This is a genomic window from Micromonospora sp. NPDC000089 (assembly GCF_042899365.1).
Taxonomy (GTDB): domain Bacteria; phylum Actinomycetota; class Actinomycetes; order Mycobacteriales; family Micromonosporaceae; genus Micromonospora.
In genome coordinates this window covers 1-25,978 of record NZ_JBIAZT010000013.1, presented here as the reverse complement: position 1 = coordinate 25,978, position 25,978 = coordinate 1, and the positions used below count along the sequence as shown (strand labels likewise).

Sequence of the window (25,978 nt, the reverse complement as noted above, 5' to 3'; positions counted from 1 at the left end):
GCGTGAGTGTGGTGCAGAGCGTGGACAGCGTGGCGCTGCTGCCGGCGTACCTGGCGGCCGGCACCGCCGTCCTGGTGCTGCTCGCCGACCTGCTGGTGGCCCGCGCCGGCGCGACCATCGCCACCGCGGCCCTGGGCGCCGCCGCCACGGCGGCGGGCTCGGCGCTGGTCGGGGCCGGGGAGACCCGGCGTACGTTCTGCGTCGGCGCGGACTGTTCCTGGGTGTTCGACGGCCGGGCGGCCCTGGTTGCTGCGGTGTTCGCGCTGCTCACCCTCGGCGTGCTGGCGATCTCCGGGCCACTGCTGCGGGCCGGGGAGACGCCGGTCGGGGAGTACTGCTTCCTGCTCGCCTGCTCGATGACCGGCGGCGTGGTGCTCGGCGCGGCCGGTGACCTGATCACCCTGATCGTCGCCCTGGAGACCCTCACCCTGCCGCTGTACGTGCTGGTCGGGCTGCGCCGGGGCAGCGTGGCGAGCGCCGAGGCGGCGGTGACCTTCTTCGTGGTCAGCGTGGTTGCCACCACGGTGACCCTGCTCGGCGCCGCGCTGCTCTACGCCGCGACGGGTGGCCTGCACCTGGCCCGGTTGCCCGAGCTGCTCGGCGCCGCGCCCGAGCTTCCGTTGATCACCGCCGCCGTGGCGCTGGTGGTGCTGGGGCTGGCCTTCAAGGTGGCCGCGGTGCCGTTCCACGCCTGGGCGCCGGTCACCTACGACGGCGCGCCGCTGCCGGTGGCCGCGTACCTGTCCACCGCCTCCAAGCTCGGCGGGGTGGTGGCGCTGCTCGCGGTGGTGCAGCGGGCGCTGCCGGCCGACACCACCGGACCGGTGCTCGCCGCGCTGGCGGTGGCCACGATGACGGTCGGCAACCTGGTGGCGCTGCGGCAGCGGCGGACGGTCCGGCTGCTGGCCTGGTCGTCGGTGGCGCAGGCCGGCTACATCCTCGCCCCGCTGGGCGCGCTGGCGCTGGCCGCCGGGCGCACCGGGGAGGCGGCGACCGGCGCGGTCGCCGCCGCCGTGGCGTACGCGGTCTTCTTCGTGCTGTTGGAGCTGGCCGCCTTCGCGGCGCTGGTCGCGCTGCGGCCGGCCGGCGCGGACGGCGGCACGGTGGACGAGCTGCGCGGGGCGGCCCGCCGGCACCGCTGGGTGGGCGCCGCCTTCGCACTGGCGCTGATCGGGCTGGCCGGGTTGCCGCCCGGCCTGGCCGGCCTGTTCGCCAAGGTGACCGTGGTGCGGGCGCTGGTCGACGGCGGGTCGGGCTGGCTGGCGCTGGTGGTGGCGGTTAACGCGGTGATCGGCCTGGCCTACTACCTGCGCCTGGCCGCCACCCTGTACGCGCCGGACCCGGCGGCCGCGGAGCTGCCGACCGCGACCCGACCGGCGTGGTCGGTGGCCGCGGCGCTGGGCGTGGCGACGGCGCTGGCCGTGCTGGTGGGTTTCGCCCCGCAGCTGGTGCTGGACCTGGCCGCCCGCTGAGGTGATCGACCCCGTTGCGGTGATCGTGCCCGTCGCGCACCGGGCGTCCGGTCGGCACAGCCGACGCACAGGATTCTTCAGTCAACTCCCAGCCATGAGCAGGATGGTTGACGGGTACCGGTGACGTTGGACCGGTCAGCGGGTCCCGCGCGACCCGCGCACCGAAGGAGCGATCGTGCATCACAACCGTCTGAAGACCGCCGCTCTGCTGGGCCTGCTGACCTCGCTGATCCTCGCGGTCGGCTACTGGTTCGGGGGCAGCGGCGGGCTCGTCATCGCCGTCGTCATCTCGTTGCTGATGAACGGTGTGTCCTACTTCTTCTCCGACAAGCTCGCGCTGCGCTCGATGCGGGCGCAACCGGTCAGCGAAGCACAGTTCCCCGAGCTGTACCGGATGGTCCGCGAGCTGGCCACCGAGGCGCGGCAACCGATGCCCCGGCTGTACGTCAGCCCGACCTCGCAGCCCAACGCGTTCGCGACCGGGCGTAACCCGGCGAACGCGGCGGTCTGCGTCACGCAGGGCATCACCGAGATCCTCGACTACCGCGAGCTGCGCGGGGTGATCGGGCACGAGCTGTCGCACGTCTACAACCGGGACATCCTGATCTCCAGCGTGGCGGCCGGCCTGGCCGGCATCATCACCATGCTGGCGAACCTGGCCTGGTTCATCCCGCTGGGCGGCAGCGACGACGAGGACGCCCCGAACCCGGCCGTGCTGCTGCTCACCCTGATCCTCGGCCCGATCGCCGCCACGCTGATCCAGCTGGCGATCAGCCGGAGCCGGGAGTTCCAGGCGGACGCCTCCGGCGCCCAGCTCACCCGGGACCCGCTGGCCCTGGCCAGCGCCCTGCGGAAGATCCACATGGGCACCCAGATGCGCCCGCTGCCGGCCCAGGGCAACCTGACCAGCACCGCCCACCTGATGATCGACAACCCGTTCAAGCGGGGCGGCGGCATCGCGGCGCTGTTCTCCACCCACCCGCAGATGGAGGAGCGGGTCGCGCGGCTGGAGCAGATGGCCGGCAGCGCCGGCCCGGTGCAGTTCCAGCGCTGATCCCTGCGACACCTCCGCCCGCGTCCGGACCGGACGCGGGCGGAGTGGTGTGCGCGGGCACAATCCGTTCCGTCGTGCCGAGGGCGGCGTTAGGGTCGAAACATCCCTGACCCGTTACATCCCGGAGGTTCACCGTGGCCGCACTGCGCCAGTACCTGGGCGTCTGGCGGATCCCCGGCGCGCCGATGCTGCTGGTCTTCGGCATCATCGGCCGGCTCGGGATCGGCATGACCCCGCTGGCGCTGCTGCTGGTGGTGGAGCAGGTGACCGGCCGGTACGCCCTCGCCGCCGTGGCCGGCGGCATCTACGCCCTGGTCGGCGCGGTGCTCAGCCCGGTCTCCGGCCGGGTCGCCGACCGGGTCGGGCCGGCGCCGGTGCTGCTGGCGACGGCCGTCGCGCACCCGCTGGCGCTGGTCGGGCTGCTGCTGGCCAGCCGCGCCGACGAGCCCAGCCTCGGGCTGATCTACCTGGCCGCCGGGATCGCCGGCGGCACGTACCCGCCGATGACCGCGGCCATCCGCGGCGCCTGGAACGACCTCACCGCCCCCGCGTCCGGCCGGCAGCACCTGCGCAACACCGCGCTGGCCGCGGAGACCTCGCTCTTCGAGATCGTCTTCGTGCTCGGCCCGCTGCTGGTCGCCGCCTTCGTGCTGCTGGCCGACGCCACCACCGCCCTGGTCGGCGCCGCCGTGGTCACCCTGGTCGGCACCGCCACGGTGGCGCTCGGCCCGGTGATGCGCGGCTGGCGGCCACACCCCCGCGAACACCACGCGAAGGGCCTCGGCCCGCTGCGGGTGGGCGGCTTCCCGGCCCTGCTGGTCTGCGTCGGCGGGCTCGGCGTCGCGTTCGGCGCGGCCGGGGTGATCGTGCCGGCGTACGCCGGCGGCCAGCCCACCGACGACCCGGAGAGCATGGCCGGGCTGCTGCTGGCCGTCTGGGGGATCGGCAGCGCCGCCGGCGGGTTCTGGTTCGGGGTACGCCGGCCGTCGCCCACCATGACCCGCCAGTTCGCCTGGCTGCTCGGCGGCGTGGCCGGCAGCTTCGCCGTGTTCGCGGTGATGCCGCACCCGCTGGCCCTGGGCGTCGCGCTGGTCGTCGGCGGGGCCACCATCGCGCCCGCGCTCACCCTGGAGAACACCCTGGTCGGCCGGATCGCCCCGACCGGCATGCTGAACGAGGCGTACACCTGGGTGGTCACCACCTCGGTCGGCGCGAGCGCGGCCGGCGGCGCGATCGCCGGCCTGATCGTCGACCACGGCGGGGTGCCCTGGGCGTTCCTCTTCGCCGGGGCGGCGGTGGCCGTCGGGGCCGGGGTCGCGGCGCTGCCCGCCGGGCCCATCGCCCGCGCCGAGGCGACGGCGGTACGCGCCGAGCGCCTCGTCGCCGTCTGAGCCGCGGCCGGCCCGGCGGACCGGGTCAGCCGCGTCGGCCCGGTGCTCAGCCCTGGATGAGCAGCACCTCGTCCACCCCCGGCAGGTCCCGCACCGCGCGGTCGACCCGGGCGAAGTCGCCCGGGTCGTCGAGGTAGGCCACGAGAACCTGCGGCAGTCGCTCTGGAGGGATCGCCGTCAGGTCCGCGTCGTCGCACACCCCAGCGTGGTTGACCGCGACCAGCAGGTCCTTCACCCCCGACTCGCGCAGCGTCGCCTCGATCCGGATCCGCTGCTCGTCGGTGGCCTGCGCGGTCAGGTTGACGTGCGCCGTGATCTGCTTCCCGGCCGGGCGCTGGCCGCCGACACTGCTGCTCGACGCCCCGGCCGAGGGCACAGCCGGCGCGGGGACAGGGGGCCGCCGAGCCTTCAGCGGCGTCGGCTCCCGGGTGCAGGCGGGGGAGGGCGCGGCGGCCACCTGGCTGGGCGGCTCGGCCGGCATCCCATTGCCGATCATCCCCGGCAGGGCGGTTCCGGCGACGGCCATCGCGGCCGCCGCCCCGGTCAGGGTCGCGGTCCGGCGCCGGCTCCGGGCTCGCCCACGGGCCCGGACCGCCGCCGCCGGGGCCAGGCGCAGCGCGGCCACGTCCTGTTCCAGCCCGGCAAGTTCCTCAACGATTCGTGACGACATCGGCGTCCTCCAGATCTTCGTCGCACAGCAGCACCGCGAGCGCGGCGCGCCCCCGGGAGAGGTAGACCTTGACGGTCCCGGCCGGCATGCCGGTGCTGGCGGCAATCGCCGCCACCGACATGCCGTGCAGGTGATGCAGCACCACGACCCGCCGTTGCGCCTCGGGCAGCGCCGCCAACGCGTCCAGCACAGCCACCCGGTCGGGGGTGGGCCCGGGCACCGGGGGAGCCGGCCCCAGCCGGACCCGGGCCGCCGCCCAGCGGCGCAGGCCGCGCCACCGGTTCACCGACAGGCGCCAGGCCACCGTGCGCACCCAGGCCGCGGGATCGTCGTACCCGCGCAGCCTCGACCACCGCTGCCAGGCCCGGGCGTACGCCTCCTGCGCCGCGTCCTGTGCCTCACCGAGATCGCCGCAGAGCGCGTAGACATGCAGCACCGTGCGGCGCGCCGTAGCCGCGTAGAAAGCGTCGAAGTCGTCGGACCCGTCCATGGGCATCTCCTCCTGCGGGACTCTCCACAGCAGGACACCCCGTGCGGCCCAGGGGGGTTACATCGCGGGCCGGAAACATCGAGATGCCGACCCCGACCACTCGACGAGGTGACCGGGTTGCTCCGATCCGCGGCGTATCAGGCGTCGACGGCTGGGTACAACCCGATGGTGTTTCTCTTCTTCTCCAACCGGACCGGCTGCCTCGGATCACTGCTGATCAGCGCGATCCTGACCGTGGTACTGCTGTTCATCTTTTCGCGCTGAGGAACGACCAGCAGGACGACTCACGGCCGGCGAGTCGCGGCGGCAGCTCGGCCGTCGGCAGGGTGCACGCATCCGGTACCCAGGAGCCATCCGTCGTGGCATGTCGGTCACTCATACTCCGACGGCAGGCCCGTACCCAGGTACCGGATGCATGCCCGGGCCGCGAGGACGCGGCGGGCTGCCCCTACCGGTAGTTGTCGAACTGCAGGGCGATGCCGAAGTCCTCGCCCTTGAGCAGGGCGATGACGGCCTGCAGGTCGTCCTTCTTCTTGCCGGTGACCCGCAGCTGGTCGCCCTGGATCTGCGCCTGGACGCCCTTCGGGCCCTCGTCGCGGATCTTCTTGCTGATCGCCTTGGCCTTCTCCTGGTCGATGCCCTGGATCACCTTGGCGTCGATCTTGAAGACCTTGCCCGACGAGCGCGGGTCGCCGGCGTCCAGGGACTTCAGCGAGATGTTCCGCTTGATCAGCTTCTCCTTGAAGACGTCCAGCGCGGCGCTGACCCGCTCCTCGGTCTCCGCCTGGACGCTGATCGCCTCCTCGCCCGACCAGGAGATCTCGGCGCCCGTGCCGCGGAAGTCGAACCGCTGCGAGAGCTCCTTCTCCGCCTGGCGGAGGGCGTTGTCGACCTCCTGACGGTCGACCTTGCTCACGATGTCGAACGACGGGTTCGCTGCCATGATCATGCTCCTGCTGTCCGGCGGTCAAAGCTGTGCCGTCGCGCGCTGACCAGCGCACGACCTCCTGACGGTACCCGCTTGCGGCCGGCCCGGGGGCAACCGCTATTCTTGCTTCCGCCGCCGCGTGAGAGCGCGATGGCAACGCCCTGGCGGGTTGCCCGAGCGGCCAATGGGAGCGGACTGTAAATCCGTCGCGAAAGCTACAGAGGTTCGAATCCTCTACCCGCCACCAGGCAGCGACAAGGCCCTTGACAAGCGGAAACGCCTGTCAAGGGCCTTCGTCATGTCTGCTGCCGTCGCCGCCGCTTCCCGTCGCCGCCCGGCCGATCGGCCAGCGCCGGGTTGCAGGCACCTCCTGTGGTGGACGCGCGTTGCTCGAGTGGACCGCCGGACCATGGACGACCGAGCCGAAGAGACCGCGGCTGTCGGTCCAGCCGTGAGAAGCGGTGCGTGCTTGTCGATGCGGTCGCGTGGATCGGCGGAAGCCAGGCAAACCGGATGGCTGGTAGGTGTGCCCTATCGGTGAGCAGTCAAGGCGACGATCATGCTCGTGATGGCTGCGACCAGTCCCGCCAGGGCCGTGATCAACCCCGCCATGTCATGGACCACCTCGCGTACGGTGCGGATCCTGCCCTGACTCGCAACCTGTGTCTCCTGCTGATCGTTCATGCTCTGTCTCTCCCCTGCGGCCTCATGTGTTGAAGAAGCATGGGGGAGCATCAGGCGGATCCGGTGGGCGGCGAGCAAATCTGTGGATAACCCGAGTTATCCACAGGTGCAGACAGTAGTTACTCCTGTTCAAGGGGTCGGAGTCTCGCTGAGAACCTCGGCGTGATCGCTGGGCTCTTCGCCGACTTGTTGATCACGGATGACGGGCGGGGCGGGAGCGGCGTGGCGTGGCGTGACGTGGCGTCGGGATTGTCGACTCCGGGCGTACGCCGGCCCGATGCCCTGGTGAGCCGACGCGCTGACCAGAGCTCAGAGGTTCGACGACCCCTGTACGAGCCGTGCACCAAGCTGGGTTTCTGCCTGCCGCCGGAGGAGATCCGTCGGGACGACTTCCTTGAAGCGGTCTCTGTGGCCGAAGGGGTGGCCGACCTGAACCATCCGAACCTTCGTCGTCAGGTACGAGAGGTCATCGACCGACACGTGGTCCACTGGGACCGCCGAGAGGCGTCGGAGGGGTAGGTGGCGACTGGCCCGCGCGGCGGCAGGACGCGCCTGTCGGAAAACTGCCGGCCGTCGCCCCTGGGGGGCGGGAAGACGTGACATGTATGGTGGCCAATGGTTGGTGTGGTCGACGCTCGCCCTTGTCCACGGCGGGCTGGTTTGCCGCGAAGGTCGGAATCCGCAGTGGATGGAGCGGCTCGTGGGGGCCAGCGGCGCTGATCTGGCCGGGGGTGCCGGAGGCGGTGGACCGAACGGCGGAACCTCCCCACCGCTCGGCTCCGAGCGGCCGTTCGCTGCTTCCCGGGCCAGGGGCGATGTGGCACGATCGTGGAGTCTCCACACCCCCGGCGCTTTCATCTGACAGGAGCAATCATGTCTGGTCGTAGGTTGGGCCGACTGTTTGGCTCATTCCTCATGCTCTCCGTCGCCATCAGCGCCTTCGTCGGCGCCACCGCCGGCGATGTCCACCTTGTGGACGTGGTCTGGTTCTGACCGGTCGCCGCGTCGTGAGTCGTCCGCTCGCGACGCGATGCACCCGGGTCACCGGAAGTGACCATCCGGGCAGGAGCGGAATGAGCGAGCGCGACTGAATGAAGCGTAGGTCCTCTGAGGACGCCTGGATCATCACCGCTCCCCTGGTGCTGCTCGCCATCGGGTGCGCCACCCTCACCGGGCTCGTTGCCCGTCCCTCCCTGGGAGAGTGGCTTCCGGCCGGCCTGCTGCTGGTCGTCATGGTGGTGGCCGGATCCCCCCTGGTGGGCGTGGTGGTTCGCCGGCAGTCGCTCGGCATCACGCTGACCGAGGTTCCGTTGGTGTTGGCATTGCACTTCCTGCCACCGCTGACGGTCGTGGTCATCTACACGTTGGCCTCGCTGATCACCCATCTGCGCCATCGGATGGTGGCGCCGAAGCTGTGGTTCAACGTCGCTCGCGCCGCGGCGGGCACGTCGCTGGGCACCCTGGTGCTGACCATCGTGCTGCCACGTCATGGCCTCGGGCCGGTGGCGTGGCTCGGCATCAGCCTCGCCGTCGGCATGGTGATCCTGGTCAGCATCACCTCGGTCGCCGCGGTGCACACTCTCCTGCAGGGCTGGAAGGCCGGTCGGGAGACGATCCGCGCGGTGCCCTCCGTGCTGCTGACCGCGGGGATCAACCTCTCCGCCGGTCTGATCGTGCTGATCCTCATCCAGGAGACCTGGTGGTCGCTGGTGCCGTTGGCGGCCCTGGCGACCGGCCTCGTGGTGGTCTACCGGTCCTACGCCGAGTTCTTCCAGCAGCACCGCACCCTCACCGGCATGTACGAGCTGAGCCGGGCGATCGTCGCCAGCGGCCAGAACGGCGCCCTCGCCGACGCGCTGCTGGGCCGGTTGCGGTCGCTGATGCAGGCGGAGTACGCCACCCTCTGGCTGCCCGCCCAGGGCCGGCACCCGGAGATCCTGCTGACCGCCCGGGTGGACGACCCGGGCCTGCTCGACACCGTGGTCACCCCGTCCGAGGTGCGGCAGAAGGTGATCGACGCCGGTCGGCCGGTGACGGTCGGCCGGAACTTCGCCGTCGACGCCGAGTTCCGTCCCCTGCTGGACCAGCGGGGAGTCAAGGACACGGTGGCGGTCCCGCTGCGGTCGGGCCCGGTGGTGATCGGCACCCTGGAGATCACGAACCGGCTCGGCGGCTCCCTCCAGTTCAGCCCGCCGGACGTCGCGGTCCTGGAGACGGTCGCCGCGCACGCCGCGGTCGCCCTGGAGAACTCGCGGCTGGTCGACCGGCTACAGCACGACGCGTACCACGACACGCTGACCAGGCTGGCCAACCGGCGCCGGGTGAGCGACGCGCTGACCGAGGCGGTCAAGATCCGCGCGCCGGGCGAGGTCGTCGCGCTGCTGCTGTTCGACGTCGACCGGCTGCGCCAGGTCAACGAGTCGCTCGGCCACGCCGCCGGTGACAAGGTGCTGCGCGAGGTGGCCGACCGGCTGCGTGCCTGCGCCCCCTCCTCGGCCCTGGTCGGCCGGGTCGGTGGCGACGAGTTCCTGGTGACCCTGCGGCTGGAGAGCGCCGAGGCGGCGGTGGGGCTGGCCGAGCAGTTGCGCGAGCAGATCCGCGACGAGATGGTCTTCGACGCGCTCACCCTGGACGTCGACACCGCGGTGGGGGTGGCCGTACACCCGGATCATGGCAGCGACGCCGCGGCCCTGCTGCAACGGGTGGACCTGGCCGCCACCGCGGCCAAGGCGGTGCCCGGCAGCGTGCAGCTGTTCAACTCGGCGTTGGAATCCCGGTCGCTGCGCCGGCTCGGTCTCGCCGGCGACCTGCGGCGGGCGCTCGACGAGGGCGGCCTGGAGGTCTACTTCCAGCCGAAGGTGACCCTGCGGGACCGCAGCCTGGTGGGGGTGGAGTGCCTGGCCCGCTGGGAGCACCCGGCGCACGGCACGGTGGCGCCGGAGGACTTCGTCGCGGTCGCCGAGCACACCGGTCAGCTCGCCCGGCTCACCGAGTTCGTGCTCCGCGAGGGGCTGCGTCGCAGCCGGGACTGGAGCCACGGCGACCAGCAGCTGGCCATCGCGGTCAACGTCTCCGCCCGCAGCCTCACCGACCAGCACTTCCCGGTGCACGTGCGAGAGCTGCTGGAGGAGTACGGCGTGCCGCCGCAGCGGCTCACGCTGGAGATCAAGGAGGCCGGGGTGCTGGACGGCACCGAGCGGCCGATCCCGACCCTGCGCCGGCTGCGCGACCTCGGGGTGCGGCTCTCGGTGGACGACTTCGGCACCGGCGACTCGTCGCTGGCCCACCTGCGCCGGCTGCCGGTGCACGAGGTCAAGGTCGACCGCTCGTTCGTGCAGGGCATGGCGACCGACCCGGGCGACCTCGCCATCGTGAACGCGGTGGTGACGCTCTCCCAGCAGTTCGGCCTGGCGGTGGTGGCCGAGGGCGTGGAGAGCGAGCTGACCCTCGAGCTGCTGCAGGACATCGGCTGCGAGATCGGCCAGGGCTTCCTGTTCAGCCGGCCGCTGCCGTACGAGCGGTTGGAGGCCTGGTACGGCGCCCGGCTCGACCCGGAGATGATCTCGGTGGGGGAGCCGCCCCGGCTGCGCGTCGTGCCGTGATCAGGTCGAACGCCGGGTAGGGGGATCCGATTTCGTCCCCTGCGTGGGGCCGTGTAATGTATCCCCTGCGCGACGCCCTCCGGGGTGATCGGGTAGGCCCCCTTAGCTCAGTCGGCAGAGCGTCTCCATGGTAAGGAGAAGGTCTACGGTTCGATTCCGTAAGGGGGCTCAGAGGGTCCGGCTGGACCCGCCTGCGGCGGTGTAGCTCAGATGGCAGAGCAAGCGGCTCATAATCGCTGTGTCGCCGGTTCAAGTCCGGCCACCGCTACTCTCGTCCTCCGGGCTTCGTCCCGTTGGGTCGGTGGGACGGGCGCCACAGGCGCCCACTTTGCATGTCCGCGCATCGTCCGCGTAGGCTGATGCGTCGTAGTTGTTATCCGTAGCGAGGAAGGCACTCCGCCGTGGCGAAGGCGACCGATGTCCGGCCGAAGATCACTTTGGCGTGTGTGGAGTGCAAGGAGCGCAACTACATCACGCGCAAGAACCGCCGTAACGACCCGGACCGCATCGAGCTGAAGAAGTTCTGCCCCCGGGACGGCAAGCACACCACGCACCGCGAGACCCGCTGACCTGCGGCCGGCAGCGCCGGCCCGGTCCCCGAGCGACACCCGAACGCCGATCCGTACGGATGGCGCGGCTTTCCGCCGCCCGTCCCGTACGGATCGGCGTTCGTGCTTTCCGTGTAGGTTCGGCGGCATGTCCCTGGACCCGTCCTTCGTCGGCCGGAGCTACCCGCCGACCGCCCCCTACCAGGTGGGCCGAGAAAAGATCCGCGAGTTCGCCACCGCCGTCGGCCTGACCGACCCGGCGCACCACGACCCGGAGGCGGCGCGCGCCCTGGGCCACCCCGACGTGGTCGCTCCGCCGACCTTTCCCGTGGTGGTCACCATGGCCGCCAGCCGGCAGATCGTCGAGGACCCGGCGCTGGGCGTCGACTACAGCCGGGTGGTGCACGGCGACCAGCGCTTCGCGTACACCCGCCCGGTGGTGGCCGGCGACGAGCTGGTCTGCGTGAACACCATCGAGGACGTCACCACCCGGGGCGGGCACGGCTTCCTGACCACCCGCACCGACGTGCGCACGGTGGCCGGCGAGCCGGTGGTCTCCGTCTGGTCCAAGATCGTCGTACGCGGGGAGGCCTGAGCCGTGGAACTGCCGACGCAGACGTACCGGATCACCCGGGCGGACCTGGTCCGCTACGCGGGCGCCTCGGGCGACTTCAACCCGATCCACTGGAACGACCGGACGGCGACCAGGGTCGGGCTGCCGGGGGTGATCGCGCACGGCATGTTCACCATGGCGCTGGTCGGCCGGGCGGTCACCACCTGGGCCGGCGGGCCGGACGCGGTGGTCGACTTCGGGGTCCGGTTCACCCGGCCGGTGGTCGTCCCGGACGACGAGCAGGGCACCGAGCTCGAGATCTCCGCAGTGGTCAAGGAGGTCACCGAGGACGGCCTGACCAGGCTCGAGCTGACCGCGACCTGCCAGGGGGTGAAGGTCCTCTCGCAGGCCCGCGCGACGGTGCGGACGACCGGCTGAGACCCCGGGGGCGGGACCGGTTGGGAAAGTCGGGGCGCTACCCGTACACTGGTCCGCCGTGGGGTAAGTGAACCCTGCCCGACCCTCGTGGGTCGAGTGGGGCGAGCATTCCCGCACAGGGGTGTAGCTCAATTGGCAGAGCAGCGGTCTCCAAAACCGCAGGCTGCAGGTTCAAGTCCTGTCACCCCTGCGCCTCAGGCCTGACCGTTCCCGTGGGTCGCGCCGCCGAACCGGCGGCGTCCGGCCCGTGGTGGTGGCACCGGCGGGGTGGTTCCGAGGCATCGGGGCTCCCGTCCGGTCCGCCGGCCGCGGCCCGTCGCGGGACGGTTGGTCCGGCCGGCGTGACCAAACGCCGCGTGCGCCACCCGGCGTACGACCCGACATCCCGCGACGGAGGGCGAAGTGGCCGAGAGTAAGCGGCGCGGCGAGGACGCCGGCGACGACGATCTGCGCGACGAGATCGTCGACGACGAGGTGACCGCCGACGACGACGCCGCCGACGCGGACGAGCCGGTCTCCCGGGGCGGCACGGCGACCCGGTCGCGGGCCCGCGCCGGCGCGGCCGACAGCAGGCCGAAGACCCGGTCGGAGACCGGCCGGGTGGGGCTGTTCGCCCGCATCGCGCGTTTCTTCCGCGAGGTGGTCGCCGAACTGCGTAAGGTCATCTGGCCGACCCGCAAGGAACTGCTGACCTACACGGCCGTGGTGGTCACCTTCGTCGCGGTGATGCTGACGATCGTGGGCCTTCTCGACTTCGCGTTCGCGAAGGGTGTGCTGTGGGTCTTCGGCAACCCCAGCTGACCGGCCGACTGAGCCGATAGTGACGGAAGTGAGCGAGCGTGCCTGAGTACGACGAGACCGCCGAGACCACGGACGACCAGTCCACGGTGGCGACGGCGGCTGGTGACGAGTCGGTCGAGGCCGCCAGCGAGCCGGAGTTCCCGACCACCGAGCCGGCGCCGGAGGAGGACTACGACCCGGTCGCCGAGCTGCGCCAGAAGCTGCGCTACGCCCCGGGCGACTGGTACGTGGTGCACTCGTACGCCGGCTACGAGAACAAGGTCAAGACCAACCTCGAGACCCGGATCACCTCCCTCGACATGGAGGACTTCATCTACCAGGTCGAGGTGCCGACCCGGGAAGAGGTCGAGGTCAAGAACGGCAAGCGGTCGCAGGTCCAGGCGAAGGTCTTCCCGGGCTACATCCTGGTCCGGATGGAGCTGACCGCCGAGTCCTACTCCTGCGTCCGCAACACCCCGGGCGTGACCGGCTTCGTCGGCGCGACCGACCGGGCCGACCGTCCGGCGCCGCTGAGCCTCGACGAGGTGCTGAAGTGGCTGGCCCCGGCGGTCGAGACCGAGCAGAAGAAGGCCAAGCCCGAGATCAAGGTCCTCGACTTCGAGGTCGGCGACTCGGTCACGGTCACCGACGGCGCGTTCGCCTCGCTGCCGGCCACGATCAGCGAGATCAACGCCGACCAGCAGAAGCTCAAGGTGCTGGTGTCGATCTTCGGCCGGGAGACTCCGGTCGAGCTGAACTTCAACCAGGTCGCCAAGATCTGACCCGGTTTCCGGTCGCCGGCGGTGGGCCTCGGCCCGCCGCCGGCGTACTCGTTCCGCCGCCCGCCGGACCTCGGCGGTGGGGTTCGCGGAACGCTGCGCTACTCTTGAACGTCGCCGTCGTCGCATCGCGCTGACCGTGCGCGCCCGCGGCCGGCGCATATCCCAGTTCCAAGCCCCAGGAAGTGACATGCCTCCGAAGAAGAAGCTCGTCAAGACGTTCACGCTTCAGCTGAAGGCGGGCCAGGCCACGCCGGCGCCGCCGGTCGGCCCCGCGCTCGGTCAGCACGGCGTGAACATCATGGAGTTCTGCAAGTCCTACAACGCGCAGACCGAGTCCCAGCGGGGCGACATCGTCCCCGCCGAGATCAGCGTGTACGAGGACCGGTCCTTCACCTTCGTGCTGAAGACCCCGCCCGCCGCCCGGCTGCTGCTCAAGGCCGCCGGCGTGGAGAAGGGCTCCGGCGTGCCGCAGAGCACGAAGGTCGGCTCGGTGAGCCAGGCCCAGGTGCGCGAGATCGCCGAGAAGAAGATGTCCGACCTCAACGCCAACGACATCGACCAGGCCGCGAAGATCATCGCCGGCACCGCCCGGTCGATGGGCATCATCGTCAACGACTGACGTCGGTCAGCCACCCGATCAGTTCGTGGGAGGGCACGCGAGCACCGCGGCCCGCCAGCAACCACAGGAGTAGTCAGACATGCAGCGCAGCAAGACGTACCGCAAGGCCGCCGACGTCATCGACCGGTCGAAGCTCTACACCCCCGCCGAGGCCGTGAAGCTGGCCAAGGACACCACCAGCACCAAGTTCGACGCCACGGTCGAGGTCGCGATGCGCCTCGGCGTCGACCCCCGCAAGGCGGACCAGATGGTCCGCGGCACGGTCAACCTGCCGCACGGCACCGGTAAGACCGCCCGCGTGATCGTCTTCGCCGCCGGCGCGAAGGCCGAGGAGGCCGCCGCGGCGGGTGCGGACGAGGTGGGCACGGACGAGCTCGTCGCCCGGATCCAGGGCGGCTGGCTGGACTTCGACGCGGCGATCGCCACGCCGGACCAGATGGCCAAGATCGGCCGGATCGCGCGGATCCTGGGCCCGCGCGGCCTGATGCCGAACCCGAAGACGGGCACGGTCACCATGGACGTCACCAAGGCCGTCTCGGACATCAAGGGCGGCAAGATCACCTTCCGGGTGGACAAGCACTCCAACCTGCACCTGATCATCGGCAAGGCCTCGTTCTCCGAGACCCAGCTGATCGACAACTACGCCGCCGTGCTGGACGAGGTGCTGCGCGCCAAGCCGTCCGCGGCCAAGGGCACGTACGTCAAGAAGGTCACCCTGACCACGACGATGGGCCCGGGCGTGCCGATCGACCCGAAGATCGTCAAGAACCTCCAGGAGTCCGGCGCCGAGGGCTGAGCCCCGACTCCCGCGCAGGGGCCCCGCCACGCACCGTGGCGGGGCCCCTGCCGTCTGTCCGGATGTGGCAGGCTCCTCCCATGCGACTGGAGGACGCCTGGTTCCGGTACCACCGAGGCGACCCGTGGGTGCTGCGCGGCGCGAGCGTCCGGCTCGATCCGGGCGAGGTGGCCGTGGTGCTCGGCCGCAACGGCGCCGGCAAGTCCACCCTGCTGCAGCTGTGCGCCGGGGTGCTCCGGCCGGTCCGCGGCCGGGTGGTCGACCGGCCGCGGCACGTCGGTTGGGTGCCCGAGCGCTTCCCGGCCGACCAGCCGTTCACGGTCGCCCGCTACCTGACCGCGATGGGGCGTGCCGCCGGGCTGGACCGGGCGGACGCCGACCGGGCGGTCCACCGCTGGACGGGCCGCCTCGGCCTGACCCCGTTCCACTCGGTCCGCCTGCCGGAGCTGTCCAAGGGCACCGCGCAGAAGGTCGGCCTGGCCCAGGCGATGCTGCGTACCCCCGGGCTGCTGGTGCTCGACGAGCCGTGGGAGGGGCTGGACTCGGCCGCCCGCGAGCTGGTCCCGGAGCTGGTCGACGAGGTGCTGGCCGGCGGGGGAGCGGTCCTGGTCAGTGACCACCGCGGCGAGACGGTCCGGCTGCCGGGCGCCCGGCGCTGGGCGGTCGCCGACGAATTGGTCACCGAGGAGGCCGCCGCCGACCCGGAGCCCGTCGCCGTGGTCGAGGTCGCGGTTCCGGCCGCGCGGGTGGCCGGCACCGTCGCCCGCTTGCGCGCCGAGGGCCATCACGTCCTGGGGGTACGCGAACACCCCGTCCCACCCCCGGCGGCGGCTGCGCCGCGTCCACCCGTCCCGCCCCCGGTGGCGGACTCATCGGCCGCCCCGGCCCTGCCGGCCTCCCCGAACGAAAGGTCGGTCCCGTGAGCGCGAGGAGTGAGCTTGCGAGCCCCGCAGTCGCGAACGAAAGGCCGGTCCGGTGAGCGCGAGGAGTGAGCTTGCGAGCCCCGCAGTCGCGAACGAAAGGTCGGTCCCGTGAGCGCGAGGAGTGAGCTTGCGAGCCCCGCAGTCGCGAACGAAAGGTCGGTCCCGTGAGCGCGCTGGTGCGGATGCGGCTGGCCGGGTTCCTGCGTACCGGCCGGGCGCTGGCGCCGGTCCTGGCCGGCCTGCTCGCCCTCGGCGTGCTGTACGGCGGCGGCCAGGCCCGCCCGGCCGAGGCGTACGGCGTCTCCGCGGTGGTGCTCCTCCCGGTGCTGGCCTGGCAGAGCAAGATCCTGCTGGACGTGGAGCCGGACGTGCAGCGCCGGTTGGCCCTGGTGCTGGTCGGCCCGGCCCGGGAGCGGGCGGCCGGGCTGCTCGCGGCGGTGCTGGCCGGGCTGGCCACGGTCGCCGTGGCGCTGGTCTTCCCCTGGCTGGTCGGCGGGGTGACCGCCACCGTGGCGGCCGGCCAGCGGTCGGTGCCGGCGGCGGTCCTGCTGGGGCTCTGGGCCCACCTGCTCGTGCTGCCGCCAGCGGTGGCGCTCGGCGCGCTGGCCAGCCGGGCGGTCACCCGCTCCGCCGGGTACGGCGTGGCCGTGCTGACCGTCGGCGCGGTCGGCACCCTGGTGCTCGGGCTCAGCGGCTCGGTAGCGCCCTGGCTCGCGCCGCCCGCGATGGCCACCGCCCGGGCGCTCGCCGGCTCGCTGGACCCGGCGGCCGGTCTGCGGTTCACCGGTTGGGCGCTGGCCTGGGCGGTGGTGGCGCTGGCCGGGTACGCCTGGCGGCGGGCGGCCCGCCCCTGAGAGGGGTGACCGGGAGCACTGCCGGGGCGATTTGGCGATGCGGGGTCACGTCCCGTAACCTGATGCGGTAGTTCCACCCAGAGACCGCTGGTCACCGTGCCTGGGCACGGTCGAAGGTTCCGCTACGACGGGCGACCCGCGCAGGGCGGCAAGCGTAACTCGGCTCGTCCCGTGGTCTTCCCGACCACGTCGATTCGCCGGCCCTCGCCCCGCGCGCCCTGCGCCGGGGCTTTCTCGTTGTCGCAGGCCCTTCGTCGCCGCCGGGAGCATCCCGCTCGCCGACGGTGGCCAGCCTCGAGCAACGAGAGAGGAGGGACATGGCGGACAAGCCGATCCGGGCCGACAAGGCCACGGCCGTCGCGGAGCTGACCGAGAACTTCCGCACCGCGGGAGCCGCGGTGCTGACCGAGTACCGCGGTCTGACGGTTTCCCAGCTCACCCAGCTGCGACGCTCGCTGGGCAAGGAAACCACCTACACGGTCGCGAAGAACACGCTGGCCAAGCGTGCCGCGTCCGAGGCGGGCATCTCCGGCCTCGACGAGCTGTTCACCGGTCCTACCGCGCTGACTTTCGTTTCGGGCGACGTCGTCGAGGCGGCGAAGGGTCTTCGCGACTTCGCGAAGGCCAACCCGAAGCTCGTCATCAAGGGCGGTGTCTTCGAGGGCCGGGCCATCACCGCGGCCGAGGTCACGAAGCTCGCCGACCTTGAGTCCCGCGAGGTGCTGCTGGCCAAGCTGGCCGGCGCGATGAAGGGCAACCTGAGCAAGGCCGCGGCCCTGTTCCAGGCTCCGCTCTCCAAGGCCGCCCGTGCGGCGGCCGCCCTGGCGGACAAGAAGCGCGAGCAGGAGGGCGCCGAGGCGGCCTGAGGCCCCGCGGCGCACCCACGTTCTTAGTCAACTTTTTCAGAAAGGACGCCTAACATGGCGAAGCTCAGCACCGACGAGCTGCTCGACGCGTTCAAGGAGATGACGCTGATCGAGCTCTCCGAGTTCGTGAAGCAGTTCGAGGAGACCTTCGAGGTCACCGCCGCCGCTCCGGTCGCGGTCGCCGCGGCCGGTGGTGGCGCCGGCGGCGCCGCCGCTCCGGCCGAGGAGGAGAAGGACGAGTTCGACGTCATCCTCGACGCCGACGGTGGCAAGAAGATCCAGGTCATCAAGGTCGTGCGTGAGCTGACCGGCCTGGGCCTCAAGGAGGCCAAGGACGCGGTCGAGTCCGCGCCGAAGGCCATCCTGGAGAAGGTCAACAAGGAGACCGCCGAGAAGGCGAAGGCCAAGCTCGAGGGCGAGGGCGCCAAGGTCACCCTCAAGTAATTGAGGTACGACCAGGCGCGCGCCCGGCTCTCGTGAGCCGTGGCACACCGCACCGCCGCGGGCGGTGATCCGGCAACGGGTCACCGCCCGCAGTGCGTTGGTGACAGCGGCGTGACCAGGGCGGGCTGCGCCCTGGCCGGCGTGGCGACGGGGTGTTCCCGGGGGAAAGAGTCCGAGCGAGGAGTGACGAGCCCTTGACGCGGCACCGACTCCCAGGCACGCTGACATCAGCAAGACCTTCCGCGCTTGCGACGGCCACCTCTCGGGTAATGGCAGCGGCAGCACCGTCGCCGTGACACCCGAGCGGCCCGGCAGGACGACGCGTTCCGAGCGGCCCGGTGAGACCCGTTTTCCAGGGTCTCGAGGCGCGTTCCGCGACGATCTGCGGGGTGGGCTGGACAGCGGTTAGCCTCTCGGCTACACTGCTAGTTTGCGCTGCCTTCCGACTTGACCCCTGCTCGGAAATGTCCGATTGTGGATAATTCTGGTGGGGTCATTGGAGTGCACGCGTACCAGCCGTTCTGCAGCACCGGTCCTCGGAAGGACGCATCTTGGCAGCTTCCCGCCCTGCGAAGACCAGTCGTACGTCGAGCGCTTTCGCTCCCCGCCGAGTTTCTTTCGGCAGGATCACCGAACACCTCGAGGTCCCCAACCTCCTCGCCATCCAGAACGAGTCCTTCGACTGGCTCGTCGGCAACGAGGCTTGGCAGGGCCGGTCGGCGGACGACCCGTATGCACGCTCGGGTCTCGCGGAAATCCTCGACGAGATCAGTCCCATTGAGGACTTCTCCGGCACCATGTCGCTCTCCTTCTCCGCTCCGCGCTTCGACGAGGTCAAGGCCTCGATCGAGGAGTGCAAGGAGAAGGACCTGACCTACTGCGCGCCGCTGTTCGTGACCGCGGAGTTCACCAACAACACCACCGGCGAGATCAAGAGCCAGACGGTGTTCATGGGTGACTTCCCGATGATGACGCCGAAGGGCACCTTCGTCATCAACGGCACCGAGCGCGTCGTGACCAGCCAGCTCGTCCGCTCGTCGGGCGTGTACTTCGACAAGCAGCCGGACAAGACGTCCGACCGCGACATCACCAGCGTCAAGGTCATCCCGAGTCGGGGTGCCTGGCTGGAGTTCGACATCGACAAGCGTGACACCGTCGGCGTCCGTATCGACCGCAAGCGCCGTCAGGCCGTCACGGTCGTGCTCAAGGCCATTGGTTGGTCGGCTGAGCGGATCCGCGAGAGGTTCGGCTGGTCCGAGCTGATGATGACCACGCTCGAGAAGGACCACATCGCGGGCCAGGACGAGGCCCTGCTTGACATCTACCGGAAGCTCCGCCCTGGCGAGCCGCCGACCCGTGAGAACGCCCAGACCCTGCTCGACAACCTCTTCTTCAACCCGAAGCGGTACGACGTCGCCAAGGTCGGTCGGTACAAGTTCAACAAGAAGCTCGGGCTGGAGGTGCCGATCACCACCGGCACGCTCACCGAAGACGACATCGTCTCCACCGTCGAGTACCTCTGCCGGCTGCACGCCGGTGAGGAGGGCTACGAGGCCGACGACATCGACCACTTCGGCAACCGTCGGATCCGTACCGTGGGCGAGCTCATCCAGAACCAGGTCCGGGTGGGCCTGTCCCGGATGGAGCGGGTCGTCCGGGAGCGGATGACGACGCAGGACGTCGAGGCGATCACGCCGCAGACCCTGATCAACATCCGCCCGGTGGTGGCGGCGATCAAGGAGTTCTTCGGCACGTCTCAGCTGTCCCAGTTCATGGACCAGACCAACCCGCTGGCGGGCCTGACCCACCGGCGGCGGCTGAACGCGCTCGGCCCGGGTGGTCTGTCCCGGGAGCGAGCCGGCTTCGAGGTCCGGGACGTACACCCGTCCCACTACGGCCGGATGTGCCCGATCGAGACGCCCGAAGGCCCGAACATCGGTCTGATCGGCAACCTGTCGACGTTCGCCCGGGTCAACCCGTTCGGCTTCATCGAGACGCCATACCGCAAGGTCGTCAACGGTCGGGTCACCGACCAGGTCGACTACCTGACCGCGGACGATGAGGACCGGTTCGTCAAGGCGCAGGCCAATGCGCCACTGACCGCGGACGGCTCGTTCGCGGAGGAGCGGGTGCTGTGCCGCCGCAAGGGCGGTGAGACCGAGGACGTGCCGCCGGCTGCCGTGGACTACATGGACATCTCGCCGCGGCAGACGGTCTCCGTCGGTACCGCGATGATTCCGTTCCTCGAGCACGACGACGCCAACCGCGCGCTCATGGGCGCCAACATGCAGCGTCAGGCGGTGCCGCTGGTCAAGGCCGAGGCCCCGCTGGTCGGTACGGGCATGGAGTACCGCGCGGCCGTGGACGCCGGTGACGTGGTCGTCGCCGAGGTCGGCGGTGTGGTCGAGGACCTCTGCGCCGACTACGTCACCATCCACCAGGACGACGGCCACCGTCGGACGTACCTGCTGCACAAGTTCCGCCGCTCCAACTCCGGCTCCTGTGTCAACCAGAAGCCGGTGGTCTTCGAGGGTGACCGCGTCGAGGCCGGCCAGGTCATCGCCGACGGGCCGTGCACCGACGAGGGCGAGATGGCGCTCGGGCGTAACCTGCTCGTGGCGTTCATGTGCTGGGAGGGCCACAACTACGAGGACGCGATCATCCTGTCGCAGCGCCTCGTGCAGCAGGACGTGCTCACCTCGATCCACATCGAGGAGCACGAGGTCGACGCCCGGGACACCAAGCTCGGTCCGGAGGAGATCACCCGCGACATCCCGAACGTCAGCGAGGAGATGCTCGCCGACCTCGACGAGCGCGGCATCATCCGGATCGGCGCCGAGGTCGTCCCCGGCGACATCCTGGTCGGCAAGGTCACGCCGAAGGGCGAGACCGAGCTGACCCCGGAGGAGCGGCTGCTTCGCGCGATCTTCGGCGAGAAGGCGCGCGAGGTCCGGGACACCTCGCTGAAGGTGCCGCACGGCGAGACCGGCACGGTCATCGGTGTGCGTACCTTCTCCCGCGAGGACGGCGACGAGCTGCCGCCGGGCGTCAACGAGCTGGTTCGGGTCTACGTCGCCCAGAAGCGCAAGATCCAGGACGGCGACAAGCTCGCCGGCCGGCACGGCAACAAGGGCGTCATCTCCAAGATCCTGCCGATCGAGGACATGCCGTTCCTGGAGGACGGCACGCCCGTCGACATCGTGCTCAACCCGCTGGGTGTGCCGTCCCGGATGAACATCGGGCAGGTGCTGGAGACCCACCTCGGCTGGGTGGCCAAGACCGGCTGGAAGGTCGAGGGCGACGACGCCGACTGGAAGCGCCAGCTCCGCTCGATCGAGGCGCATGAGTCCGAGGGCGACACGAACGTGGCCACCCCGGTCTTCGACGGTGCCCGCGAGGAGGAGATCTCCGGTCTGCTCGCGTCGACCCTGCCCAACCGGGACGGCAAGCAGCTGATCGGTTCCACCGGCAAGGCACAGCTGTTCGACGGTCGTTCCGGTGAGCCGCTGCCGGACCCGATCGCGGTCGGCTACATCTACATCCTGAAGCTCAACCACCTGGTCGACGACAAGATCCACGCCCGTTCGACCGGCCCGTACTCGATGATCACGCAGCAGCCGCTGGGTGGTAAGGCGCAGTTCGGTGGCCAGCGCTTCGGTGAGATGGAGTGCTGGGCCATGCAGGCGTACGGCGCCGCCTACGCCCTGCAGGAGCTGTTGACGATCAAGTCCGACGACGTCCTGGGCCGGGTCAAGGTCTACGAGGCAATCGTCAAGGGCGAGAACATCCCCGAGCCGGGCATCCCGGAGTCGTTCAAGGTGCTGCTCAAGGAGCTGCAGTCGCTGTGCCTCAACGTCGAGGTGCTCTCCAGCGACGGTGTGGCCCTGGAGATGCGCGAGACCGACGACGAGGTGTTCCGGGCGGCGGAAGAGCTGGGCATCGACCTGTCCCGGCGCGAGCCGAGCTCGGTCGAAGAGGTCTGAGGTGATCGGTCGGGAGCCGGTTCACCGGCTCCCGACCGCACCCACTAGCTAGCAGTACAGACGACGACATAGGGGACATAGTGCTCGACGTCAACTTCTTCGACGAGCTGCGCATTGGCCTCGCCACCGCCGACGACATCCGTCAGTGGTCCCACGGTGAGGTCAAGAAGCCTGAAACGATCAACTACCGCACCCTGAAGCCGGAAAAGGACGGGCTCTTCTGCGAGAAGATCTTCGGTCCGCAGCGGGACTGGGAGTGCTACTGCGGTAAGTACAAGCGGGTCCGCTTCAAGGGCATCATCTGCGAGCGCTGCGGCGTCGAGGTGACCCGTTCCAAGGTTCGTCGTGAGCGGATGGGGCACATCGAGCTCGCCGCTCCGGTGACCCACATCTGGTACTTCAAGGGCGTGCCGAGCCGGCTGGGCTACCTGCTGGACCTCGCTCCCAAGGACCTCGAAAAGATCATCTACTTCGCCTCGTACGTCGTGACGAGCGTGGACGCCGAGTCGCGCCACCGTGACCTCTCGACCATCGAGAACGAGATCCTCGCCGAGAAGCGGCAGTCCGAGAACAGCCGCGACTCGGAGATCGAGAAGCGGGCCGCCAAGCTCGAGGCCGACCTGGCCGAGCTGGAGGCCGAGGGTGCCAAGGCGGACGTCCGGCGCAAGGTCAAGGAGGGCGGAGAGCGCGAGATGCGCCAGATCCGCGACCGGGCCCAGCGCGAGATCGACCGCCTGGACGAGGTGCTCGACACCTTCCGCAAGCTGGACTCCAAGCAGTTGGTCACCGACGAGCTGCTCTACCGCGAGCTGCGCGACCGCTTCGGTGAGTACTTCACCGGCGGAATGGGCGCCGAGGCCATCAAGGCGCTGGTCCAGAACATGGACCTCGACGCCGAGGCCGAGAGCCTGCGCGAGACCATCCGCTCCGGCAAGGGCCAGCGGAAGATCCGCGCGCTCAAGCGGCTGAAGGTTGTCGCGGCGTTCCTCAACACCCGCAACTCGCCGCTCGGCATGGTGCTGGACTGCGTCCCGGTCATCCCGCCGGACCTGCGCCCGATGGTGCAGCTCGACGGTGGCCGCTTCGCGACCTCCGACCTGAACGACCTGTACCGCCGCGTGATCAACCGGAACAACCGGCTCAAGCGGCTGATCGACCTGGGCGCGCCCGAGATCATCGTCAACAACGAGAAGCGGATGCTGCAGGAGGCCGTCGACGCGCTGTTCGACAACGGCCGCCGCGGCCGGCCGGTCACCGGCCCGGGTAACCGCCCGCTGAAGTCGCTGTCGGACATGCTCAAGGGCAAGCAGGGTCGGTTCCGCCAGAACCTGCTCGGCAAGCGCGTCGACTACTCCGGCCGTTCGGTCATCGTGGTCGGCCCGAAGCTGAAGCTGCACCAGTGCGGCCTGCCCAAGCAGATGGCGCTGGAGCTGTTCAAGCCGTTCGTGATGAAGCGGCTGGTCGACCTCAACCACGCGCAGAACATCAAGTCCGCCAAGCGGATGGTCGAGCGGCAGCGCCCGGTCGTGTGGGACGTGCTGGAAGAGGTCATCGGCGAGCACCCGGTGCTGCTCAACCGGGCGCCGACCCTGCACCGCCTGGGCATCCAGGCCTTCGAGCCGCAGCTGGTCGAGGGCAAGGCGATCCAGATCCACCCGCTGGTCTGCACCGCGTTCAACGCGGACTTCGACGGTGACCAGATGGCGGTGCACGTGCCGCTGTCCGCCGAGGCCCAGGCCGAGGCGCGGATCCTGATGCTCTCGTCGAACAACATCCTCAAGCCGGCCGACGGTAAGCCGGTCACCATGCCCACCCAGGACATGGTCATCGGCCTCTACCACCTCACCCACCTCACCCCCGGTGAGAAGGGCGAGGGCCGGGCGTTCAGCTCGGACGCCGAGGCGCGGATGGCCTTCGACAACGGTGAGCTGAGCCTGGGCGCGACGGTCAAGGTCCGGCTGCAGGGCATCGTCGGCGTGGACAACGGCGCCGGCGCCGAGCCGTGGGTCGCGCCGGAGGGCTGGACCGAGGGCGACACGGTGACCGTGGAGACCACGCTGGGCCGGGTCCTGTTCAACGAGACGCTGCCGCAGGGCTACCGCTTCGTGAACTACGAGATCCGCAAGGGCCAGCTCTCCGCGATCGTCAACGACCTCGCCGAGCGCTTCCCGAAGGTGGCCCTGGCCGCCACCCTGGACGGTCTCAAGGAGGCCGGCTTCCACTGGGCCACCTGGTCCGGCGTCACCATCGGCATGGAGGACGTCATCGCTCCGCCGCGCAAGCGGGAGATCCTGGAGCGGTACGAGAAGGAAGCCGACCGGATCGACAAGCAGTACCAGCGTGGTCTGATGACCGCCGAGGAGCGTCGCGGCGAGCTCATCGAGATCTGGACCAAGGCGACCAACGAGGTCGCCAAGGAGATGGACACCGCGCTGCCGCAGGAGAACCCGCTGTGGAAGATGATCAACTCGGGGGCCCGCGGTAACCTGCTCCAGCTCCGGCAGATCGCGGCGATCCGTGGTCTGGTGGCCAACCCGAAGGGCGAGATCATCCCGCGGCCGATCAAGGCCTCATACCGGGAGGGTCTGTCCGTGCTGGAGTACTTCATCTCCACGCACGGTGCCCGTAAGGGTCTCGCGGACACCGCCCTGCGGACCGCCGACTCGGGTTACCTGACCCGTCGTCTGGTGGACGTCTCGCAGGACGTGATCATCCGCGAGGAGGACTGCGGCACCGATCGGGCGATCCCGATGCAGATCGGCGAGCGGCTCGACGGCAAGCTGGTCGTGCACACGCACGCCGAGACCAGCGTGCACGCCCGGACCCTGGCCGACGACATCAAGGGGCCGGACGGCACCGTGGTGGCCGAGCGGGGTCAGGACATCAACTCCATCGGGGTCGACAAGATCGTCGCGGCCGGGGTGGAGACGGTGCGGGTGCGCAGCGTGCTCACCTGCGAGTCCAAGCTGGGTGTCTGCGCGGCCTGCTACGGCCGTTCGCTGCCGACCGGCAAGACCGTGGACGTCGGCGAGGCGGTCGGCATCATCGCCGCCCAGTCGATCGGTGAGCCGGGCACGCAGCTGACGATGCGTACCTTCCACACCGGTGGTGCTGCGGGTGAGGACATCACCCAGGGTCTGCCCCGGGTCCAGGAGATTTTCGAGGCCCGGATCCCGAAGGGCAAGGCGCCCATCGCCGACACCCCGGGCCGGATCCGGATCGAGGACGGCGAGCGGTCCCGGAAGATCATCGTGGTGCCGGACGACGGCAGCGAGGAGATCGTCTACGACAAGATCTCCAAGCGGGTCCGGCTGCGGACCCACGACGGCGGCCACGTCGAGGTCGGCGAGAAGCTCACCGAGGGTCCCATCGACCCGCACGAGCTGCTGCGCATCCTCGGCCCGCGCGCGGTCCAGGTCCACCTGACCCAGGAGGTCCAGGAGGTCTACCGCTCGCAGGGTGTGCTCATCCACGACAAGCACATCGAGATCATCATCCGCCAGATGCTCAAGCGGGTGACGGTCATCGACTCCGGCTCGACCGAGTTCCTGCCGGGCGTGCTGGTCGACCGGGCACTGTTCGAGTCGGAGAACCGTCGGCTCGTCGGTGAGGGTGGCGAGCCCGCCGCCGGTCGTCCGGTGCTGATGGGTATCACCAAGGCCTCGCTCGCCACCGACTCCTGGCTCTCGGCGGCCTCCTTCCAGGAGACCACCCGGGTGCTGACCGACGCGGCGATCAACTCGCGCAGCGACTCGCTCGTCGGCCTCAAGGAGAACGTGATCATCGGTAAGCTCATCCCGGCCGGTACGGGCATCAGCAAGTACCGCAACGTCCGGGTGGAGCCGACCGAGGAGGCGAAGGCCAAGGTCTACTCGATGACCGGCTACCCGGAGAGCGACTACGGCTTCGGGCCGGCCAGCGGGCAGGCCGTGCCGCTGGACGACTTCGACTTCGGGTCGTACCGCTAGGCAGTTGGGCAGTTGGCATGACGAAGGCCCCCGGCGACCGCGGGTTCTAGCGATCCCCGCAACACCCTGTATTTCAGGGAGTTGCGGGGATCGTGGGTTTTGAGGGCTTGAAGGTGAGGTTCTTCGAGGCGTT

22 protein-coding genes and 4 tRNA genes are annotated in these 25,978 nt (G+C 70.3%); 22 read left to right on the top strand and 4 right to left on the bottom strand.

What is annotated here, in order from left to right:
• Positions 1–2 precede the first annotated feature (2 nt).
• The 3 genes from ACFY3U_RS21770 (at position 3) to ACFY3U_RS21760 (ending at position 3,917) form a co-directional block, all read left to right on the top strand.
• Positions 3–1,472 (top strand): NADH-quinone oxidoreductase subunit N, encoded by a 1,470-nt coding sequence (locus tag ACFY3U_RS21770; RefSeq protein WP_387204544.1) that lies wholly within the window; start codon positions 3–5, stop codon positions 1,470–1,472.
• Positions 1,473–1,647: 175 nt separating this feature from the next.
• The gene (gene htpX / locus ACFY3U_RS21765) at positions 1,648–2,526 is read left to right on the top strand and encodes a zinc metalloprotease HtpX (protein ID WP_387204541.1); all 879 of its coding nucleotides are present in this window, start codon (positions 1,648–1,650) and stop codon (positions 2,524–2,526) included.
• A gap of 134 nt (positions 2,527–2,660) precedes the next feature.
• Complete coding sequence (locus ACFY3U_RS21760; protein ID WP_387204538.1) at positions 2,661–3,917, top strand: MFS transporter; 1,257 nt, start codon at positions 2,661–2,663, stop codon at positions 3,915–3,917.
• A gap of 46 nt (positions 3,918–3,963) precedes the next feature.
• Here the strand turns inward: ACFY3U_RS21760 and ACFY3U_RS21755 are convergent, their stop codons facing one another.
• Positions 3,964–4,587 carry a hypothetical protein gene (locus tag ACFY3U_RS21755; RefSeq protein ID WP_387204535.1) on the bottom strand — a complete coding sequence of 208 codons (624 nt, stop codon included), beginning with the start codon at positions 4,585–4,587 and terminating at the stop codon, positions 3,964–3,966.
• Positions 4,568–5,077 (bottom strand): SigE family RNA polymerase sigma factor, encoded by a 510-nt coding sequence (locus tag ACFY3U_RS21750; protein ID WP_387204532.1) that lies wholly within the window; start codon positions 5,075–5,077, stop codon positions 4,568–4,570. The genes ACFY3U_RS21755 and ACFY3U_RS21750 overlap by 20 nt, the downstream gene beginning before the upstream one ends.
• Before the next feature lie 108 nt (positions 5,078–5,185).
• Between ACFY3U_RS21750 and ACFY3U_RS21745 the strand changes: the two genes are divergently transcribed.
• Positions 5,186–5,341, top strand: coding sequence for a hypothetical protein (locus tag ACFY3U_RS21745; protein WP_387204529.1), 156 nt, complete (start codon positions 5,186–5,188; stop codon positions 5,339–5,341).
• Positions 5,342–5,525: 184 nt separating this feature from the next.
• On the opposite strand, the gene ACFY3U_RS21740 is transcribed toward ACFY3U_RS21745, so the two are convergent.
• The gene (locus tag ACFY3U_RS21740; protein ID WP_387204527.1) at positions 5,526–6,020 is read right to left on the bottom strand and encodes a YajQ family cyclic di-GMP-binding protein; all 495 of its coding nucleotides are present in this window, start codon (positions 6,018–6,020) and stop codon (positions 5,526–5,528) included.
• A 148-nt stretch (positions 6,021–6,168) separates the two neighbouring features.
• On the opposite strand from ACFY3U_RS21740, the gene ACFY3U_RS21735 reads away from it, so the two are divergent.
• A tRNA-Tyr gene (locus tag ACFY3U_RS21735) sits at positions 6,169–6,252 on the top strand.
• A gap of 746 nt (positions 6,253–6,998) precedes the next feature.
• Here the strand turns inward: ACFY3U_RS21735 and ACFY3U_RS21730 are convergent.
• Positions 6,999–7,169, bottom strand: coding sequence for a hypothetical protein (locus tag ACFY3U_RS21730; RefSeq protein WP_387204524.1), 171 nt, complete (start codon positions 7,167–7,169; stop codon positions 6,999–7,001).
• A gap of 611 nt (positions 7,170–7,780) precedes the next feature.
• Between ACFY3U_RS21730 and ACFY3U_RS21725 the strand changes: the two genes are divergently transcribed.
• The 17 genes from ACFY3U_RS21725 to ACFY3U_RS21645 all read left to right on the top strand — a co-directional run bounded on the left by ACFY3U_RS21725 (position 7,781) and on the right by ACFY3U_RS21645 (position 25,845).
• A complete protein-coding gene (locus ACFY3U_RS21725) occupies positions 7,781–10,291 on the top strand; it encodes a putative bifunctional diguanylate cyclase/phosphodiesterase (RefSeq protein ID WP_387204521.1) in 2,511 nt (836 codons plus the stop codon).
• Between the two features lie 96 nt (positions 10,292–10,387).
• Positions 10,388–10,460 (top strand) — tRNA-Thr (locus ACFY3U_RS21720).
• Positions 10,461–10,486: 26 nt separating this feature from the next.
• Positions 10,487–10,559, top strand: a tRNA-Met gene (locus ACFY3U_RS21715).
• 133 nt (positions 10,560–10,692) lie between these two features.
• Positions 10,693–10,860, top strand: a complete 168-nt coding sequence (gene rpmG, locus ACFY3U_RS21710; protein WP_387204518.1) for a 50S ribosomal protein L33 — start codon at positions 10,693–10,695, stop codon at positions 10,858–10,860.
• Between the two features lie 127 nt (positions 10,861–10,987).
• Positions 10,988–11,434 carry a MaoC family dehydratase N-terminal domain-containing protein gene (locus tag ACFY3U_RS21705; protein WP_387204515.1) on the top strand — a complete coding sequence of 149 codons (447 nt, stop codon included), beginning with the start codon at positions 10,988–10,990 and terminating at the stop codon, positions 11,432–11,434.
• Positions 11,435–11,437: 3 nt separating this feature from the next.
• Positions 11,438–11,830, top strand: coding sequence for a MaoC family dehydratase (locus ACFY3U_RS21700; protein WP_387204512.1), 393 nt, complete (start codon positions 11,438–11,440; stop codon positions 11,828–11,830).
• A gap of 117 nt (positions 11,831–11,947) precedes the next feature.
• A tRNA-Trp gene (locus ACFY3U_RS21695) sits at positions 11,948–12,020 on the top strand.
• A gap of 212 nt (positions 12,021–12,232) precedes the next feature.
• On the top strand, positions 12,233–12,631 hold the full coding sequence (secE, locus tag ACFY3U_RS21690; protein WP_387204509.1) for a preprotein translocase subunit SecE: 399 nt from the start codon (positions 12,233–12,235) through the stop codon (positions 12,629–12,631).
• A gap of 38 nt (positions 12,632–12,669) precedes the next feature.
• Positions 12,670–13,392 carry a transcription termination/antitermination protein NusG gene (gene nusG / locus ACFY3U_RS21685; protein WP_387204506.1) on the top strand — a complete coding sequence of 241 codons (723 nt, stop codon included), beginning with the start codon at positions 12,670–12,672 and terminating at the stop codon, positions 13,390–13,392.
• Positions 13,393–13,579: 187 nt separating this feature from the next.
• The gene (gene rplK / locus ACFY3U_RS21680) at positions 13,580–14,011 is read left to right on the top strand and encodes a 50S ribosomal protein L11 (protein ID WP_387204503.1); all 432 of its coding nucleotides are present in this window, start codon (positions 13,580–13,582) and stop codon (positions 14,009–14,011) included.
• Between the two features lie 79 nt (positions 14,012–14,090).
• On the top strand, positions 14,091–14,807 hold the full coding sequence (gene rplA, locus ACFY3U_RS21675) for a 50S ribosomal protein L1 (protein ID WP_387204500.1): 717 nt from the start codon (positions 14,091–14,093) through the stop codon (positions 14,805–14,807).
• A gap of 80 nt (positions 14,808–14,887) precedes the next feature.
• Positions 14,888–15,730, top strand: a complete 843-nt coding sequence (locus tag ACFY3U_RS21670; RefSeq protein ID WP_387204497.1) for an ATP-binding cassette domain-containing protein — start codon at positions 14,888–14,890, stop codon at positions 15,728–15,730.
• A gap of 164 nt (positions 15,731–15,894) precedes the next feature.
• Positions 15,895–16,584 (top strand): hypothetical protein, encoded by a 690-nt coding sequence (locus tag ACFY3U_RS21665; RefSeq protein ID WP_387204494.1) that lies wholly within the window; start codon positions 15,895–15,897, stop codon positions 16,582–16,584.
• Between the two features lie 317 nt (positions 16,585–16,901).
• Positions 16,902–17,450, top strand: a complete 549-nt coding sequence (gene rplJ / locus ACFY3U_RS21660) for a 50S ribosomal protein L10 (protein ID WP_387204859.1) — start codon at positions 16,902–16,904, stop codon at positions 17,448–17,450.
• 54 nt (positions 17,451–17,504) lie between these two features.
• Complete coding sequence (gene rplL / locus ACFY3U_RS21655) at positions 17,505–17,894, top strand: 50S ribosomal protein L7/L12 (protein ID WP_387204491.1); 390 nt, start codon at positions 17,505–17,507, stop codon at positions 17,892–17,894.
• Positions 17,895–18,445: 551 nt separating this feature from the next.
• On the top strand, positions 18,446–21,877 hold the full coding sequence (locus ACFY3U_RS21650; RefSeq protein WP_387204488.1) for a DNA-directed RNA polymerase subunit beta: 3,432 nt from the start codon (positions 18,446–18,448) through the stop codon (positions 21,875–21,877).
• A gap of 80 nt (positions 21,878–21,957) precedes the next feature.
• Positions 21,958–25,845, top strand: coding sequence for a DNA-directed RNA polymerase subunit beta' (locus ACFY3U_RS21645; RefSeq protein ID WP_387204486.1), 3,888 nt, complete (start codon positions 21,958–21,960; stop codon positions 25,843–25,845).
• Positions 25,846–25,978 lie beyond the last annotated feature (133 nt).